16 protein-coding genes and 1 riboswitch are annotated in these 16,199 nt (G+C 71.3%); of the genes, 4 read left to right on the top strand and 12 right to left on the bottom strand.

Features of this window, described 5'->3' with window-relative positions; genetic code table 11:
- The first annotated feature begins 4 nt into the window (after positions 1–4).
- Positions 5–685 carry a glutathione S-transferase family protein gene (locus BKE41_RS23430; protein WP_012321408.1) on the top strand — a complete coding sequence of 227 codons (681 nt, stop codon included), beginning with the start codon at positions 5–7 and terminating at the stop codon, positions 683–685.
- 25 nt (positions 686–710) lie between these two features.
- Here BKE41_RS23430 and BKE41_RS31750 read toward each other — a convergent pair whose 3' ends face one another.
- From BKE41_RS31750 to BKE41_RS23410, 5 genes are all read right to left on the bottom strand, one after another.
- Positions 711–878: a hypothetical protein gene (locus tag BKE41_RS31750; RefSeq protein ID WP_012321407.1), complete on the bottom strand. Its 168-nt coding sequence runs from the start codon at positions 876–878 to the stop codon at positions 711–713.
- A 75-nt stretch (positions 879–953) separates the two neighbouring features.
- Positions 954–1,391, bottom strand: a complete 438-nt coding sequence (locus BKE41_RS23425) for an EamA family transporter (RefSeq protein WP_012321406.1) — start codon at positions 1,389–1,391, stop codon at positions 954–956.
- 135 nt (positions 1,392–1,526) lie between these two features.
- On the bottom strand, positions 1,527–3,794 hold the full coding sequence (locus BKE41_RS23420) for a xanthine dehydrogenase family protein molybdopterin-binding subunit (protein WP_024828765.1): 2,268 nt from the start codon (positions 3,792–3,794) through the stop codon (positions 1,527–1,529).
- Positions 3,795–3,802: 8 nt separating this feature from the next.
- Positions 3,803–4,810 (bottom strand): xanthine dehydrogenase family protein subunit M, encoded by a 1,008-nt coding sequence (locus BKE41_RS23415; protein WP_071000165.1) that lies wholly within the window; start codon positions 4,808–4,810, stop codon positions 3,803–3,805.
- Positions 4,807–5,331 carry a (2Fe-2S)-binding protein gene (locus BKE41_RS23410; protein WP_024828767.1) on the bottom strand — a complete coding sequence of 175 codons (525 nt, stop codon included), beginning with the start codon at positions 5,329–5,331 and terminating at the stop codon, positions 4,807–4,809. Before BKE41_RS23410 ends, BKE41_RS23415 begins: the two co-directional genes overlap by 4 nt.
- Positions 5,332–5,626: 295 nt before the next feature.
- Between BKE41_RS23410 and BKE41_RS23405 the strand changes: the two genes are divergently transcribed.
- Positions 5,627–7,012, top strand: a complete 1,386-nt coding sequence (locus tag BKE41_RS23405; protein ID WP_029358713.1) for a M20/M25/M40 family metallo-hydrolase — start codon at positions 5,627–5,629, stop codon at positions 7,010–7,012.
- A gap of 19 nt (positions 7,013–7,031) precedes the next feature.
- Here BKE41_RS23405 and BKE41_RS23400 read toward each other — a convergent pair whose 3' ends face one another.
- Entirely contained in the window at positions 7,032–7,754 is a 723-nt protein-coding gene (locus BKE41_RS23400; RefSeq protein ID WP_071000164.1) for a ParA family protein, read from the bottom strand.
- A 297-nt stretch (positions 7,755–8,051) separates the two neighbouring features.
- Between BKE41_RS23400 and BKE41_RS23395 the strand changes: the two genes are divergently transcribed.
- Positions 8,052–9,212, top strand: a complete 1,161-nt coding sequence (locus BKE41_RS23395; protein WP_083374405.1) for an L-dopachrome tautomerase-related protein — start codon at positions 8,052–8,054, stop codon at positions 9,210–9,212.
- Positions 9,213–9,218: 6 nt separating this feature from the next.
- Positions 9,219–9,662 carry an MEKHLA domain-containing protein gene (locus BKE41_RS23390; RefSeq protein WP_012321399.1) on the top strand — a complete coding sequence of 148 codons (444 nt, stop codon included), beginning with the start codon at positions 9,219–9,221 and terminating at the stop codon, positions 9,660–9,662.
- A gap of 69 nt (positions 9,663–9,731) precedes the next feature.
- Here BKE41_RS23390 and crcB read toward each other — a convergent pair whose 3' ends face one another.
- The 6 genes from crcB to BKE41_RS23360 all read right to left on the bottom strand — a co-directional run bounded on the left by crcB (position 9,732) and on the right by BKE41_RS23360 (position 15,891).
- Positions 9,732–10,163, bottom strand: a complete 432-nt coding sequence (crcB, locus tag BKE41_RS23385) for a fluoride efflux transporter CrcB (protein WP_012321398.1) — start codon at positions 10,161–10,163, stop codon at positions 9,732–9,734.
- 79 nt (positions 10,164–10,242) lie between these two features.
- Positions 10,243–10,304, bottom strand: a riboswitch (Fluoride riboswitch).
- Positions 10,305–10,369: 65 nt separating this feature from the next.
- Positions 10,370–11,350: an oligopeptide/dipeptide ABC transporter ATP-binding protein gene (locus BKE41_RS23380; protein ID WP_071000163.1), complete on the bottom strand. Its 981-nt coding sequence runs from the start codon at positions 11,348–11,350 to the stop codon at positions 10,370–10,372.
- Positions 11,347–12,327 carry an ABC transporter ATP-binding protein gene (locus BKE41_RS23375; protein ID WP_058606270.1) on the bottom strand — a complete coding sequence of 327 codons (981 nt, stop codon included), beginning with the start codon at positions 12,325–12,327 and terminating at the stop codon, positions 11,347–11,349. Before BKE41_RS23375 ends, BKE41_RS23380 begins: the two co-directional genes overlap by 4 nt.
- Entirely contained in the window at positions 12,324–13,295 is a 972-nt protein-coding gene (locus BKE41_RS23370; RefSeq protein ID WP_071000162.1) for an ABC transporter permease, read from the bottom strand. Before BKE41_RS23370 ends, BKE41_RS23375 begins: the two co-directional genes overlap by 4 nt.
- A gap of 10 nt (positions 13,296–13,305) precedes the next feature.
- Positions 13,306–14,286 (bottom strand): ABC transporter permease, encoded by a 981-nt coding sequence (locus BKE41_RS23365; protein WP_029358725.1) that lies wholly within the window; start codon positions 14,284–14,286, stop codon positions 13,306–13,308.
- Positions 14,287–14,295: 9 nt separating this feature from the next.
- Positions 14,296–15,891 carry an ABC transporter substrate-binding protein gene (locus BKE41_RS23360; RefSeq protein ID WP_348628368.1) on the bottom strand — a complete coding sequence of 532 codons (1,596 nt, stop codon included), beginning with the start codon at positions 15,889–15,891 and terminating at the stop codon, positions 14,296–14,298.
- Between the last annotated feature and the right edge of the window lie 308 nt (positions 15,892–16,199).

The following is a 16,199-nucleotide window of genomic DNA, read 5'->3' as shown; positions in this document are numbered from 1 at the left end:
CGCGGTGATTCGATTCTTCTACAATCTCAGCCCCAACCCCATGAAGGTCGCCCTCTGCCTCGAGGAGATGGGGCTGCCCTACGAGCCGGTGCCGGTCGATACCCGCAAGGGCGAGCAGTTCGATCCGGCCTACACGGCCGTCAATCCGAACGGGAAGGTGCCGGCGATCGTCGACGGCGACGTGACCGTGTTCGATTCGAACGCGATCCTGATGTACCTGGCGGGCAAGACCGGCCGGTTCCTGCCGGAGGGCGAGCCCGTCCGCGGCGAGATGCTGTCCTGGCTGATGTTCGTGGCGACCGGCATCGGGCCGTTCTCCGGCCAGTGCGTGCATTTCCGCCACTTCGCGCAGGACGGGGGTGCCTACGCCACCGAGCGCTACACCTTCGAGGCGCGCCGGCACTGGGGCATCCTCGACCAGCGCCTCGCCGACCGCACCTACGTGCTGGGCGACACCTACACGATCGTCGACATGGCGGTCTGGGGCTGGGCCCGGATGGTGCCCTTCATCCTCGGCGAGGGCGCCTTCGGGGACCTGCCCAACGTCAAGCGCCACCTCGACGCGCTCAACGCGCGGCCGGCCGCCCAGGCCGCCGAGGCGCTGAAGGGCCGCCACGCCTTCAAGGCGGAGATGGACGCCGAGGCGCGGAGCTTCATGTTCCGCGCCGTGCAGGGCGCCGCCTGACACCGCCGCGGACCGGTCCCGCGCCTCAGGGCGCGGGGGCGGTCACCGTGAGCATCGGCAGGGTGACGGAGAGCGTTCCGGCCGGTGCATGTCCGGTGCCGAGCCCGGTGCCGAGTGTCAGGCAGGCGCCGAGCCCGAGACAGAGGGCGAGACCGAGAAGCGAGGTCTCGAAGCCGCGATAAACCCATTCCATGACGGTCCCCTTTCGCGAGGCAACCGCATGATGCGCGCATCGCGTTAAGGGATCGGTGCGCCAGCGCGCATGATCTCACAGTCCGGAGGCGACGAGGGCCGCGCCCGCCGCGATCAGCGCGACCCCGGCCCAGGCGGCGAGGCTGAGGGTCTCGCCGAGCAGGGTGGCGCCGAGGATCGCCACCAGCACGACGCTGAGCTTGTCGAGCGGCGCGACGCGGGCGGCGTCGCCCAGCGACAGGGCGCGGAAGTAGCAGAGCCACGACGCCCCGGTGGCGAGCCCCGACAGGATGAGGAAGGCGAGGCTCCGGCCGGTGACCTGCGCGAGGCCGCCCGCCTGCCCGGAGACGACCACGATCGCGCCCGCGAAGACCAGGATGACCGCGGTGCGCACGAAGGTCGCGACGTCCGACGGCACGCCCGCGACCCCGACCTTGGCGAGGATCGCGGTCAGCGCCGCGAAGCCGGCGGCGGCGAGCGCCCAGAAGCGCCAGGATTCCAGCAGGGGGCTCACCGCGATCCCGTGTCGGTTCTCAGGGCAGCGCGCGGGCGCATCACCGTCCTCGCGCGCGGAGCGATTCAGCGCGGCGGAGCGCCCGCGTCCGACTCCTTGCCGAACCGTCAATGTTTCCTGTGAAACATTCGCCGCTCACAGGAGCTTGTCGACGGTGATCGGCAGGTCGCGCACCCGCCTGCCGGTGGCGTGGAAGACCGCGTTGGCGATCGCCGCCGCGGTGCCGACGATGCCGATCTCGCCGAGCCCCTTCACGCCCAGCGGGTTCGCCTTGTCCTCCTCCTCCACGAAGATCACGTCGATGTCGTAGATGTCGGCGTGGACGGGCACGTGGTACTCGCCGAGATTGTGGTTCATGAACCGGCCGATGCGGTGGTCGAGCATCGACTCCTCCTCGAGCGCCGAGCCGATCCCCATCACCACGCCGCCGAGGATCTGGCTGCGCGCCGTCTTCGGGTTCAGCACCTTGCCGGCCGCGATCGCCGAGACGATGCGGGTGACCCGGACCTGGCCCAGCTCCTCGTCGACCTTCACCTCGGCGAAGATCGCCGAGTGGGTGTAGGCTTCGTATTTCTGATTGAAGTCCTTGTCGGGCCCGGCCTCCTCGACGGCCTCGACCTTGTCGACGCCGGCCGCCTGCAGGACATCCACCAGCGCGACGCTGCGGCCCGGGTCGCCCGCGACCGCGATGCGGCCGTCCGCGAACACGGCCCGGTCGAAGTCGACGTTGGCGAGCGGCGAGTTCTCCATGGCGCGGGCGAGCTTGAACACCTGGGCGCCGACGTTGCGGCAGGCCTTCATCACGGCGGTGCCCGAGGAGGCGGCGGTCCACGAGCCGCCGGCGACCGGGGCCTCCGGCAGGCGGGTGTCGCCGAGCTTGGTCGTCACCGCGTCCATCGGCAGGCCGAGCGTGTCGGCCGCGATCTGCGTCAGGATCGTGTAGGTGCCGGTGCCGATGTCGCCGGTGGAGTTGCCGACGGTCAGGCGGCCGTCCGGCGTCAGGGTCGCGATGGCGCTCGACTGCATCATCATCGATTCCCAGATGCCGGTGGCCACGCCCCAGCCGACGAGTTCCCGGCCGTCGCGCATGGAGCGGGGCTCGGGGCTGCGCCTCGCCCAGCCAAACCGCTCGGCGCCCTGCCGGAAGCAGCTCTTCAGCTCCTTCGAGCCGAACGGCTTGCCCTCGGCGGTGGCGTCGGACTCGGCGTAGTTCTTCAGCCGCAGGTCGATCGGGTCGAGCCCGGTCGCGTAGGCGAGCTCGTCCATCGCGGTCTCGATCGCGAAGACGCCGGTCACCGCGCCGGGCGCGCGCATGTCGCCGGGCGTCGGCGTGTCGAGCTTCACCAGCCGGTAGCCGAGGGCGACGTTGTCGCACCGGTAGAGGACGCCCGACCAGTTGACGACGACCTCCTGGTAATCCTCGTACTGCGAGGTGCCCTGGACCGCGTCGTGGCGGAGGGCCGTCAGCGTCCCGTCCGGCTCGGCACCGAGCGCGATCGTCTGCAGCGCCTCGGACCGGTAGGTGAAGCTCCACAACTGGTCGCGGGTGAGGGTCACGCGCACGGAGCGCTTCAGCTCCTGGGCGGCCAGCATCGCCAGGAACAGCTGGTACTGCGGGCGCAGGCCCGAGCCGAAGCCGCCGCCGAGATAGGGGTTGAGCACCCGCACCTGATCGGGCTTCAGGCCGAAGACGTTGGTGAGGTACTGGTGGCTGTTCGAGACGCCCTGGATCTTGTCGTAGACCGTGTAGGTGCCGTCCTGCTCGACCACCACGGTGGAGGCGTGCGGCTCCATCGGGTTGTGGTGCTCGTCGGCGAGGCTGTAGGCGCCCTGCACGCGGACCGGCGCGCTGCCGAACGCCGTGTCGGCGTCGCCCCAGGGCTCCGGCGGCGGCTTGATGCCCGTGCGCTTGTAGGGCGGGTCGTAGGCGGTGCCGCGCAGGGCCTCCAGGTCGGTCCCGGGCTCCTCCATCGCGTAGCTCACGCGGACGAGGGACGCGGCGTAGCGCGCCGTCTCGAAATCCTCCGCCACCACCAGGGCGACCGGCTGACCGCTGAACACGATCAGGTCGTCGTAGAGGGCGCGGAACGGCGAGCCGGGGGGCGCCACCTGGTCCTGGAAGTTCTTGTCCCGCCACGCGGTGCGCGGCCGGTTCTCGTGGGTGAGCACCGTGAGGACGCCCGGCACCGCCTCGGCCTCGGCGGAGTCGATGCCGGTGATCCGGCCCTTGGCGATCGAACTCGACACCACGAAGCCGTAGGCGAGGTCGGGCGCGGCGAACTCGCCCGCGTACTTGGCGAGGCCGGTGACCTTGGCGGGCCCGTCGATGCGGCTGCGCGGGCTGCCGACGAAGGTGTCGCGGCCGGTGGAGCTGAAGGTCTGGGGGCTGGAGGTGTGGGTCATGGCGGGACCTACTGGATGCGCTTGTCGCTGAGCGACTGGGGCGTGCCGGCGGCGGCCTGCTCGAGGCCGCGCACGATGGCCCGCCGGGCGAGATCGATCTTGAAGCCGTTCTCCGACTGGGGCTTGGCCTCCGCGACGATCAGGTCGGCCGCGGCCTGGAAGCTCTCGCGGGTCGCGGGCTTGCCCTCCAGCAGGGCCTCGGCCTCGCGGTTGCGCCAGGGCTTGTGGGCGACGCCGCCGAGCGCCAGCCGGGCGGTCTTCACCCGGTCGCCGTCGAGCTCCAGGGCCGCCGCCACCGAGACCAGCGCGAAGGCGTAGGACAGCCGGTCGCGCAGCTTCAGGTAGGTGTAGTGCTGCGGGAAGCGGCTCTCCGGCAGGTCGACCGACACGATGATCTCGCCGGGGGCGAGGTTCGTGTCCGTCTCAGGAGAGGCCCCCGGCAGGCGGTGGAACTCGGAGAACGGGATCGCCCGGTCGCCCTGCGGCCCGCTCACCCGCACGGTGGCCTCCAGGGCGGCCAGCGCGATGCACATGTCGGAGGGGTGGGTGGCGATGCAGTGCTCGCTCGTCCCGAAGATCGCGTGGATGCGGTTCATCCCGCCGATCGCCGGGCAGCCGGAGCCCGGCGCGCGCTTGTTGCAGGGCGTGGCCACGTCGTAGAAATAGTAGCAGCGGGTCCGCTGAAGCAGGTTGCCGCCCGTGGAGGCGGCGTTGCGCAGCTGCGCCGAGGCGCCGGCCAGGATGGCGTTGCGCAGGAGCGGGTAGCGGGCCGCGACCTGATCGTCGTACGCCACCTTGGCGTTGGTCACGAGCGCCCCGATCCGGAGACCGTCCCCGTGCGCCTCGATCCGGTCGAGGGGCAGCTGGGTGATGTCGATCAGCCGGCCCGGCTTCTCGACCTCGTACTTCATCAGGTCGATCAGGTTGGTGCCGCCGGCGATGAAGCGCGCGCCGGCCCCGAAGGCCTGCACCGCCTCCGCCACCGTGCCGGCGCGGACGTAGTCGAAGCGGTTCATCGGGCGCCTCCCTGCATGACGTCCTCGATGGCGTCGACGATGTTGGTGTAGGCGCCGCAGCGGCAGATGTTGCCGCTCATCGCCTCGCGGATCTCGTCCCTTGTGCGGGCGTGGCCCTCGTTCATCAGGCCGACCGACGAGCAGAGCTGGCCCGGGGTGCAGTAGCCGCACTGGAAGGCGTCGTGCTCGATGAACGCCTCCTGGATCGGGTGAAGGGCGTTGCTGCCCGCCCGGTCGCCGAGGGCGGCGAGACCCTCGACCGTCGTGATCTCGGCGCCGTCCTTCATCACCGCCAGCGTCAGGCAGGAATTCACCCGGGTGCCGTTCACCAGCACCGTGCAGGCGCCGCACTGGCCGTGGTCGCAGCCCTTCTTGGTGCCGGTGAGGTCGAGCCGCTCGCGCAGCAGGTCGAGGAGGGTGGTCCACGGCGCGACCCGGAGTTCGCGCCGCTGCCCGTTGATCGTCAGCGTGATGCCGATCGGCGTGTCCGCCGACACCGGCGGCTGGGTCTCGAGTCGCATGATGTCGTCCACGGGCTGGGCCGGCCGGAGCCGGGCGGGAACGGATCGGCCGAAGCGGCAGCCGAGAGAGACGGGCGGGCGTCGGCCTGAGCTTTCGGTCGATAACCATTCCAATCTGCGCCTGTTCCGGCGCGCGCGCTCTCAACCCGTGAGCGATGGCGGCGCGCCGGCGGCCAGAAGTCCGTCCGCCGCACCGTCCGACGTTGCCGCCGCGGCCCCGCCTCGGCTAACCCTCGTGCGCGCGGAATTCCCGCAGAGTTCTCGCAGAGTCCACGCCGTACCCCGGAGCCCCCCGATGGCCGCGCTCGACGCGATCCTCAACGACATCGACACGGACCTGGAGAACGCCCTGGAGCGGCTGTTCGCCTTCCTGCGGATCCCGTCGATCTCCACCGATCCCGCCTATGCCGGCCCGTGCCGCGAGGCCGCCGCCTGGCTCGCCCAGGACCTGACCGCGCTCGGCTTCGAGACCTCCGTGGAGGAGACCTCGCTCCATCCGGTCGTGCTGGCGCACAAGCCGAAGCCCGGGGCGCCCCACGTCCTGTTCTACGGCCATTACGACGTGCAGCCCGTCGACCCGCTCGATCTCTGGACGACGCCGCCCTTCGAGCCGCGCATCGCCGAGGACGGCCGGGGCGGCAAGACGATCGTCGGGCGCGGCGCCTCCGACGACAAGGGTCAGGTGATGACCTTCGTGGAGGCCTGCCGGGCCACCATCGCCATGACCGGCGAGCTGCCCTGCGGCGTCACGATATTGATCGAGGGCGCCGAGGAGAGCGGCTCGCAGGGACTTCCCGAGTGGGTCGCGGCCAACCGCGAGAGACTCGGCTGCGACGTGGTCCTCGTCTGCGACACCGGCATGTGGGACCGGAAGACCCCGGCCATCACCTCGTCGCTGCGCGGGCTCGCCTATTTCGAGGTGAAGGTCACCTGCGCCGACCGCGACCTGCATTCGGGCTTCTTCGGCGGCGCCGCCCGCAACCCGATCCACGTGCTGGCCAAGATCATCGCCGACCTGCACGACGCGGACGGGCGCGTGACCATCCCGGGCTTCTACGAGGGCGTGCACGAGCGCCCGCCCGAGGTCCTGGAGCAGTGGCGCGGCCTCGGCCTGACGCCGGAGACGCTGCTCGGGCCGATCGGCCTCAAGGAGCCCGCGGGCGAGCGCGGCCGGATGCCGATCGAGCTGGTGCAGTCGCGCCCCTCCTGCGACGCCAACGGCATCGTCGGCGGCTATACCGGCGAGGGCACCAAGACGGTGATCGCCTCCACCGCCTCCGCCAAGGTCTCGTTCCGCCTCGTGGACGACCAGGACCCGAAGCGGCTCGCCGAGAGCTTCGAGGCCTTCGTGCGCGCGCGGGTGCCGGCGGACTGCCAGGTCGAGGTCATCACCTACAAGGGCTCGCGGGCGATCAGCCTGCCCTTCGACATGCCGCAGCTCGGGGCCGCCAAGGCGGCGCTGCAGGACGAGTGGGGGGTGCCCGCGGTCACCGTCGGCGCGGGCGGCTCGATCCCGATCGTCGGCGACTTCAAGCGGATCCTGGGGCGCGACACCCTGCTGATCGGCTTCGGGCTCGACGACGACCGGATCCACTCGCCCAACGAGAAGTACGACCTGACGAGCTTCCACAAGGGCACGCGCTCCTGGGCGCGGATCCTCGCGGCCCTGGGCCAGGGCTGAGCCCGGCGGAGGGCCGATCTCAGCGGGCGGGCGCCGCCCGCATCTTCCCGTCGATCCAGGCCCAGAGCGCCCGGACCTCCTCGGCGGCCTGGCTGCCGGGGGCGAATTCCGTGACGCCGAGCCCGGTCGCCAGGGCGTCCTGGTGGTCGACCCGGTGGATGATCCCGGGCTCGGCCAGGACGCCCAGGGCGCGGAGCTGCGCCGCGTAGGCGCTGGTGCGCGGCGAGGGCGGCGGCGGGCACTGGTTCAGCACCAGGGCCAGCCGCTCCCGCAGGCCGAGGCCGACGAGCGCCTGGAGCGTCGGCCGGGCGGCCACGATGTCGAGCCGCGAGGGGCGCACCGGCATCAGGACGAAATCGGCGTCCTTCAGCGCGGGCGCGAGGCCGGAGGCGCTGCCGGCGGTGTCGAGGACGGCGAGCGTCGTGCCCTGCTCGGCGAGGATGCCGAGGATCTCCGAGAGCTGGCCCATCTCCCAGGGCTGGACCCGGTCGACCGCGACGGCGTCGCTCCCGCTCCTGCCGTCATTCTTGCGCAGGGCTCCCCATCCGGCCAGCGAGCCCTGCGGGTCGAGATCGAGCGCCGTCACCTGCTCGCCCGCCTCCGCGGCGGCGACGGCCAGGGAGGCCGCCAGGGTGGTCTTGCCCGTCCCACCCTTCTGCACGGCCAGGGCGAGGACCCGCAGCGGCCCGGCGGCGGGCCGGGGCGCGGTCTCCGGCGCCGGTTCGGATCCTCCGGGATCCATGCGTGTCCCACCTCTCCACATCGCCTGCCCGGGCCGCGGCCCGCGCGGCGCCGAATCGAACGCCCGGCCCGACCGTGCTTAGCGTGCCGCCGCGGGCCGGGGCCAGCGTCGCGCCCCGGCACCTGTGGACCGCCCGCAGGCGGCTCCCGATCGCCGGGCGCGCGGGTCTGCGCCGGGCTTCCGTCCAGATGCGGCGTCGGGGGATCGGGCACCGGGCCCGCGCGTTGGGCCGGCACCCCCACGGGTTGAGCGGCGCGCCAAGGCCCTCGCCCCGACAAGCTCCGCGACAGGATCCCCATGCGCCTCGATCGCCGCCGCCTGCTCGGAACGGGTCTCGCGGCCCTCGCCGCCCCCGCGGCGCGCGCCGCGGCGCCGTCGCCCCCGACGAGCCGGCCGGTGGGGACGCTGGAGCTCGCCGTCGCGGCGGACGCGCCCTCGACCCCCACGGGGCTCGCCATCGCCCGGGGCGGCCGGATCTTCGTGATGATGCCGCGCTTCACCGGCGCCGAGCCGATCACCCTCGGCGAGGTGCTGCCCGACGGGTCGGTGAAGCCCTACCCGGACGCGGCGACCAACCGCCCGGATCCGGGGGCGCCGCAGGCGTCGCTGTTCCACGTCCCCAACGGCGTCTTCGACCGCCACGACACCCTCTGGGTGCTCGATGCCGGTCTGCCGGAGGGCAAGGGCCGGCCGGTGCCGGGCGGCGCGAAGATCCTGGCGATCGATATCGGCCGGAACAGCATCCGCCGGACGATCCCCCTCGACGCGGGCGTGGTTCCGGATTCCTCCCTGAACGACCTGCGGGTCGACGTGCGCGACGGCCGCGCGCTGGCCTACGTCACCGACCAGGGCCAGGCCGGCGCGGGCGCGATCCTGGCGGTCGACCTCGACAGCGGGCGGGTGGTGCGGCGCCTCGCGGACCATGCCAGCACGCGATCCGAGGAGGGCCTGGTCAAGTTCGTGGAGCGCCGCCCCGTGATGGAGCGGAAGGGCGACGCGCCCGAGAAGAGCCCGAAGGGCGGCGCCAACGGCATCGCGATCAGCCCGGACGGCGGCCGCCTCTACTACGCGCCGCTGATGAGCCGGCGGCTCTACGCGGTCGAGACCGCGGCCCTGCGCGACCCGGACGTCCCGGACGCGGCCGTGGCCGCCGCGGTCCGGGATCTCGGCGAGAAGGGCATGACCGGGGGACTGACCACCGATTCCGAGGACCGGGTCTATCTCAGCCTGCAGGAGCACAACGCGGTCGGCCGGCGCCTGCCGGACGGCACCGTGGAGGTGCTGGCCGCCGACGACCGGCTGGTCTGGGCCGACACCTTCTGGATCACCCCGGACCGTTGGCTCTATATCTCGGCGGCCCAGGTCAACCGGCGGCCGGAATTCAACCGCGGCCGGGACCTGCAGCAGCCGCCCTACGCGATCCTGCGCATGCGCATCGACGCGGACCCAGTCCTGTAGCGGATCATGACGGACCTCTCGCACGACCCGGACTTCTTCGCCCTGCTCACCGGCAGCTACGCGCGGCGACTCGGCGAGTCCCTGGTGCCGGCGGGAGCCGACGCGGACTGGCTCTACGCGGAGGCCCCCTTCGCGGTGCTCGCCCATGACGGCGGCGCGGATCCGCGCTTCGTCTACGCCAACCGGACCGCGCAGGCCTGCTTCGGCTACGCGTGGGACGAACTCGTCGGCCTGCCCTCGCGGCTCTCGGCCGAGGCTCCCGAGCGGGCCGAGCGGCAGCGGCTCCTCGACGCGGTCACCCGGGACGGCTTCAGCCGCGGCTATCGCGGCCTGCGGATCGCCAAGGACGGACGGCGCTTCTGGATCGACCAGGCGGTGGTCTGGCAGCTCGACCGCGACGGCGCGACGGTGGGCCAGGCCGCGACCTTCGCGCAGTGGCGCGACGCGTGAGGGCCGGGCCGCGCCGGGGCCCGTGAGCCCCGCGGCGGCCCATGCCCGCCGTTGCGGGTGGCCGTCCGGTCAGCCGTCCTCCTCGATGCTCACCTGGGCGATCTGCACGGCGCCGCCGTTCCAGTGGGCCGCCACGACGTGGCCCAGCGCGACCGCGAGGACGCAGAGCACCACCGAGGCGCATACGTTCACCATGGCGCGGACCACCGCGCCGTTCCGCATGAGGTCGAGGGTCTGGAGGCTGAACGACGAGAAGGTCGTGTAGCCGCCGCAGAGCCCGATCATCACGAACAGGCGCACGTTCTCGGAGACCGGGAATCGCCCCTGCGCCAGGGTCAGCGTGCCGAACAGGCCGATGATGAACGAGCCGGTCACGTTGATGAGGATCGTGCCCCAGGGCAGGTCGCGGCTGATGGGCAGCGACAGCACCGAGACGACGTAGCGGGCCAGCGTGCCGAGGGCCCCGCCGATCATGACCAGGATGCAGGTGGTGAAGGACATGCGCGCTCCAGTTCGTCGGGCGGGCATGAGAAACCCGCCGTCGCGGCGGGTGCTTGCAAGACGCACTCCCACCGCCGGTTTCGCGGTAGGAGTCATCAGCCCTGACGGGCGGTTTCGGGGAACTCCATCCCCATCGGGACGGGCCATAGCGCCTGCCCGGGCCGAGCGCAACGGCAGGCCGCGGGCGGCCGCTCAGTGCCGGTCCCTCAGGCGCGCCCCTCCTGCACGGCGTGGCAGGCGACGCCGTCGAGGAGCGCCGGCACCTCGGTCCGGCAGCGGTCGTTGGCCAGCGGGCAGCGCGGGTGGAAGGTGCACCCGGAGGGCGGGTCGATCGGGTTCGGGATCTCGCCCGAGACCGGCACCCGGGCGCGGCCGACATGGGCGAGGTCGGGCACCGCGTCGAGGAGCATCCGCGTGTAGGGATGGCGCGGCGTCGCGAACAGGTCCTTGGCGGAGGCGACCTCCACGAGGCGGCCGAGATACATCACCCCCACCCGGGTCGCCATGTGGCGGACCACGGCGAGGTTGTGGGAGATGAACAGGTAGGTCAGCCCCAGCCGGTCCTGCAGGTCGCGCATCAGGTTGAGGATCTGCGCCTGCACCGAGACGTCGAGCGCGGAGGTCGGCTCGTCGCCCACCAGGAACTCCGCCTGGCTCGCGAGCGCCCGGGCGATCGCCACCCGCTGGCGCTGGCCGCCGGAGAATTCGTGCGGGTATTTTCGCGCGTCGTCCGGGTGGAGCCCGACCAGCCCGAGCAGCTCGCTGACCCGGGCGCGGATCGCCCCCTCGCCGTGGATCAGGTTGAAGGCCCGGATCGGCTCGGCGATGATCTTCCCCACCCGCCAGCGCGGGTTCATGGACGCGTAGGGGTCCTGGAAGATCATCTGGATGCGCGCCCGCAGGCGCCTGCGGGCGGCGGCCTGGCGCGGGTCGGTCATCGAGACGCCGGTGATCGTCACCTCGCCGGCGGAGGGCGGCAGCAGGCCGACCACCATGCGGGCCACCGTGGACTTGCCGGAGCCGGATTCGCCGACGATCGCGAAGGTCTCGCCCTTCTCGATGGCGAAGCCGACCCGGTCGACCGCCGTGAGGAACTTCCGGGGCTCGCGCTCGATCACCCGGTTGAGCCAGGGCTTCGAGACGTCGAACCGGCGGCGCAGGTCGGTGACTTCGACGTAGGCGCTCACGCCGCACGCTCCGCTGCATCGTACAGGTGACAGGCGACCCGGCTCGCGTCGACCGGGATCGGCTCCGGCCGCTCGACGCGGCAGCGGGCAAAGACCTTCGGGCAGCGCGGGTTGAAGGCGCAGCCCTTCGGGATGGCGGTGAGCCGCGGCATCGAGCCGGGGATCTGGCTCAGCCGGTCGGCCTCCTGCGACAGGGTCGGGATCGCTCCCATCAGGCCGACCGCGTAGGGGTGGTGCGGCCTGGCGATCACCGAGGCGACCGGGCCGATCTCGGCCACCCGCCCGGCATACATCACCGCCACCCGGTCGGCGGCCTCGGCGATCACGCCCATGTCGTGGGTCACCAGCATCACCGCGGTGCCGTGCTCGCGGCAGAGGCGCTTGAGCAGGGTGATGATCTGGGCCTGGACCGAGACGTCCAGAGCCGTGGTCGGCTCGTCGGCGATGATCAGCTCCGGCTCGGCGGCGAGGGCGAGCGCGATCACCACCCGCTGGCGCATGCCGCCGGAGAATTCGTGCGGGTAGCCGTCGATCCGCCGCTCCGGCGCCGGGATGCCGACCTCGGCCAGCAGGTCGATGGCGCGGGTGCGGGCGGCCTTGGCCGACAGGTCGGTGTGGGTGCGCAGGGTCTCGACGATCTGGTCGCCCACCCGGAACAGCGGGTCGAGCGAGGTCAGCGGATCCTGGAAGATCATGCCGATGCGCCGGCCCCGCACGCGCCGCATCGCCTCCGGGGAGAGGTTGTCGATGCGCTCGCCGCGCAGGCGGACCTCGCCGCCGGCGATCCGGCCGGGGCGGTCGATCAGCCCGATCACCGCCGAGCCGGTCACCGACTTGCCGGCCCCGGACTCGCCGACGACGCCCAGAATCTCGCCGCGGCCGATGTCGAACGAGACCCGGTCGATGGCGGTGAGCGGCCCGCGGCGGGTGTCGAAGGCGACCGTCAGGTCGCGCACGGAGAGGACGGTGTCGCTCATTGCAGCTTCGGATTGAGCGCGTCGCGCAGCCAATCCCCCAGGAGGTTGATGGCGATGACGAGGCCGGCCAGCGCCAGACCCGGGAAGGCGACGATCCACCACTCGCCGGAGAACAGGAACCGGTTGCCGGTGCGGATCAGGGTGCCGAGCGACGGCATGGTCTCGGGCAGGCCGGTGCCGAGGAACGACAGGGTCGCCTCGGTGATGATTGCCAGCGCGAGGTTGATCGTCGCGATCACGAAGACCGGGCCGGTGACGTTCGGCAGGACGTGGCGGATCATGATCACCGGGGGCGACAGGCCGATCAGCCGGGCCGCCTGGACGTAGTCCTTGCCCTTCTCGACCATCACGGAGGAGCGCACAGTCCGGGCGTATTGCACCCAGAAGGACAGGCCGATCGAGACCACGATCAGCCCGATCAAGGGCCCGACATCCAGCGCGCTGCCGAAGCTCGCCTTGGCGACGCCGTCGACCACCAGGGCGATCAGGATCGCCGGGAAGGTGAGCTGCACGTCGGCAACCCGCATGATCAGCGTGTCGAGGAAGCCGCCCGCGTAGCCGGCGATCAGGCCGAGCGCGATGCCGAGGATCCCGGAGGTCACCACCCCGAGCACGCCGACGATCAGCGACAGGCGCAGGCCGTACAGCACCGCCGAGAGCACGTCCCGGCCCTGGTCGTCGGTGCCGAGATAGTACGGCGCCTGCCCGTCCGCCTGCCAGATCGGCGGCAGGTTGGAGTTGATCAGGTCGAGCTGGGCCGGGTCGTAGGGGTTCTGCGGCGCGATCCACGGCGACGCGAAGGCGAGCCCGACCATCAGCACGGTGGCGACCAGCGCCGCCACAGCGGTTTTCGAGCGCAGAAAGTTCGCCAGCAGGTCGGAATCGCGCCAGCGCGCGAGGCGGGAGGGCTTCGCCTCCGGCAGTGGGACCGGCGGGGCGTCGCCCGCGTCGATGTCACGTCCGCTCATCGGTCGCTCCTCACGCCGCCCGCCCGGCGGGCAGCCGCAGGCGCGGGTCCACCACCGTGTAGAGGATGTCGACCACGAGATTGATGGTCACGAAGATCAGCGCGACGAGCAGCAGGTACGCGGACATGATCGGGATATCGACGTTCTGCACGGCCTGGACGAAGAGCAGGCCCATGCCGGGCCACTGGAACACCGTCTCGGTGATGATCGAGAAGGCGATCACCGAGCCGAGCTGGAGGCCCGCGATGGTGATCACCGGCACCAGGGTGTTCTTCAGGGCGTGCCGCAGGTGGACGGCCCGGGTGGTGAGCCCCCGCGCCCGGGCGAAGCGGATGTAGTCGGTGCGCAGGACCTCCAGCATCTCGGCGCGCACGAGCCGCATGATCAGCGTCATCTGGAACAGGCCGAGCGTCACCGAGGGCAGGATCAGCGCCTTGAGCCCGGAGGCGGTGAGGAAGCCGGTGGTCCACCAGCCGAGCCGGACCGTGTCGCCCCGCCCGTAGGAGGGCAGCCAGCCGAGCGTCACCGAGAACAGGTAGATCAGGAGGATGCCGATCAGGAAGGTCGGCAGGCTGATCCCGATCAGCGAGACCGCCTGGAACAGCCCGGCGAGCCAGGACTCGCGGAAGAGCGCGCAGTACACGCCCATCAGGATCCCCACCACCAGGGCGAAGACCGTGGCGCAGAAGGCGAGCTCCAGCGTCGCCGGCATGCGCTCGGCCAAGAGCTGCGAGACCGGCTGCCGGAACTGGTACGAGATGCCGAACTGGCCCCGCACCACGTTGCCGGCATAGCGGACGAACTGGACCAGGACCGGGTCGTCGAGGCCCAGATCCGTCCGGATCTGGGCCCGCTCGGCCACGGTGGTGTCGGGGCCGACGATCTGGTTCACGGGATCGCCCGCGAACCGGAACATCGCGAAGGCGATGAGCCCGACGACCGCGAGGACCGCGGCCGCCTGGATCACCCGGCGCAGCAGGAAGGCGAGCACGCCGCGCTCCTACTGCGGGTCCTTCGACACCCAGTAGAGCAGGAGCAGGTTGTCGGCGCGCTGGGTCAGGTGGACCTTCTTGGAGACGCCCCAGGCGAGCGCCTGCTGGTGCAGCGGGATGTAGCCCCAATCGGCGTTGAGGACGTCGAAGCCCTCCTTGATCAGGGCGTCGCGCTTGGTCTTGTCGGTCTCGCCCTCGACCTTGTCGGCGATCTCGTCGATCTTCGGATCGCAGTAGCCCGCGAGGTTCCAGCCGCCGCGGCCCGACTTGTCGCCGGGCTTCCGGCAGCCGACGATCTCGTAGAGGATGTTGTGGCTGTCGAGCGAGGACGGGGTCCAGCCGAGCAGGTAGAACGAGGTGTCGTAGTTCGGCGCCAGAACCTTGGCGAAGTACTTGGCCTTCGGCTGGGCGTTGAGGTTCACCTTGACGTTGATGCGGGCCAGCATCGAGACCACCGCCTGGCAGATCGCCTCGTCGTTGACGTAGCGGTCGTTCGGGCAGTCCATGGTGAGCGAGAACCCGTCCGGGTAGCCCGCTTGGGCCATCAGCTCCTTGGCCTTCTTCAGGTCGGTGGCCGGGCGCTTGAACTCGGCGCCGCGGTCGTAGAGGGCCGGGGCGATCATCAGCGCGGAGGGCACCGCCTGCCCGCGCATCACGCGCTTGGCGATCGTGTCCTCGTCGATGGCGAGGTAGAAGGCCTCGCGGACCTTGATGTCCTTGAACGGGTTCTTGCCCTTGACGCTCGAGTCCTTCAGCTCGTCCCGGTCCTGATCCATGCCGAGGAAGATCGTGCGCAACTCAGGCCCGGCCATCACGGTGGCGGTGCCGCTGGCATTGACCCGCTGCTGGTCCTGCAGCGGCACGGGGTCGATCCAGTCGACCTCGCCGGAGAGCAGCGCCGCGACGCGGGTCGCCGGGTTGGCGATGGTGGTCAGCACCGCCTCGTCGAGGTTCGACTCGACCTTGCCCCAGTAGCCGTCGAACTTCTTGAAGACGGTCTTCACGCCGGGCTGGTGCTCGGCGATCACGAACGGGCCGGTGCCGTTCTCGTGGAGCGTCGCGTAGCTCGGGCTGGTGGCGCTGGGCGGCGTCGGCTGGACGACGCCGTTCTTCTCGGACCACGCCTTCGACATGATCACCCAGGTCGGGAACTGGGCGATGGCGATGGGGTTCGGCTTCTTCAGCACCATGTCGACGGTGTAGTCGTCGACCTTCACGAACTCGGCGTCGGCGGGCACGTTGGTCGTGAAGTTCGAGCCCGGCGCGCGGACGCGCTGGGCGGAGAAGATCACGTCGTCGGCGGTGAACGGCGAGCCGTCGTGGAACTTGACGTTCTTGCGCAGGTGGAAGCGCCAGCGGGTCGGCTCGGGCGTCTCCCAGGATTCCGCGAGGGCGGGCGCGAATTTCAGGTTCTTGTCGAGGGTGACGAGGGGCTCGTAGGCCGCCTCCTGCATCCCTTCCGTGAAGCTCTCCTTGAGGGAGTAGGGATCGAGGGATTTCAGGTCACCCTGGAAGGCGAAGCGGAAGACGTTGGCGGCCTGCGCGGGCAGCGCGGCGAACGCGAACGTCGCGACCGCGACCGCGGACACGCCGCGGGCGAGAATCTTCAGGGCTGAACGGGACAAGCGGATCTCCGAGACCGTGAATGCGCCACCGGCCGGCAGCCCCGGCGGTGTCCACCGCGGCGACAGCAAGCTTCGGACCAGCTGTATACAAGACGAAGGCCGAGCCTGTCGCGGCTGCGCGACATGAGTCGCCTTGCAAAGCGCGTTTTCCCCGCTTCATCGCCATGTCCGATCGATGGCTGTGACGCGCCCCGTCTTTGCGAGCGCAGCGAGGCGAGCCAGGGCGGCGCCACGCCTCGCGGCGTCGTGCGACCCTGGGTCACTTCGCTCCGCCCGTGATGACGGAG

The sequence above is a fragment of the Methylobacterium sp. C1 genome (genome assembly GCF_001854385.1).
Classification (GTDB): domain Bacteria; phylum Pseudomonadota; class Alphaproteobacteria; order Rhizobiales; family Beijerinckiaceae; genus Methylobacterium; species Methylobacterium radiotolerans.
The sequence above is the reverse complement of the archived record's forward strand: the minus strand, read 5'-3'. Positions and strand labels throughout refer to the sequence as shown.

Excerpts from the sequence above, each read along its gene's own strand:
- BKE41_RS31750 (WP_012321407.1), bottom strand. The coding sequence starts at position 878 with ATGGAATGGGTTTATCGCGGCTTCGAGACCTCGCTTCTCGGTCTCGCC.
- BKE41_RS23420 (WP_024828765.1), bottom strand. The coding sequence starts at position 3,794 with ATGACCCACACCTCCAGCCCCCAGACCTTCAGCTCCACCGGCCGCGAC.
- BKE41_RS23415 (WP_071000165.1), bottom strand. The coding sequence starts at position 4,810 with ATGAACCGCTTCGACTACGTCCGCGCCGGCACGGTGGCGGAGGCGGTG.
- BKE41_RS23410 (WP_024828767.1), bottom strand. The coding sequence starts at position 5,331 with ATGCGACTCGAGACCCAGCCGCCGGTGTCGGCGGACACGCCGATCGGC.
- BKE41_RS23405 (WP_029358713.1), top strand. The coding sequence starts at position 5,627 with ATGGCCGCGCTCGACGCGATCCTCAACGACATCGACACGGACCTGGAG.
- BKE41_RS23400 (WP_071000164.1), bottom strand. The coding sequence starts at position 7,754 with ATGGATCCCGGAGGATCCGAACCGGCGCCGGAGACCGCGCCCCGGCCC.
- BKE41_RS23395 (WP_083374405.1), top strand. The coding sequence starts at position 8,052 with ATGCGCCTCGATCGCCGCCGCCTGCTCGGAACGGGTCTCGCGGCCCTC.
- BKE41_RS23390 (WP_012321399.1), top strand. The coding sequence starts at position 9,219 with ATGACGGACCTCTCGCACGACCCGGACTTCTTCGCCCTGCTCACCGGC.
- crcB (WP_012321398.1), bottom strand. The coding sequence starts at position 10,163 with ATGTCCTTCACCACCTGCATCCTGGTCATGATCGGCGGGGCCCTCGGC.
- BKE41_RS23375 (WP_058606270.1), bottom strand. The coding sequence starts at position 12,327 with ATGAGCGACACCGTCCTCTCCGTGCGCGACCTGACGGTCGCCTTCGAC.
- BKE41_RS23370 (WP_071000162.1), bottom strand. The coding sequence starts at position 13,295 with ATGAGCGGACGTGACATCGACGCGGGCGACGCCCCGCCGGTCCCACTG.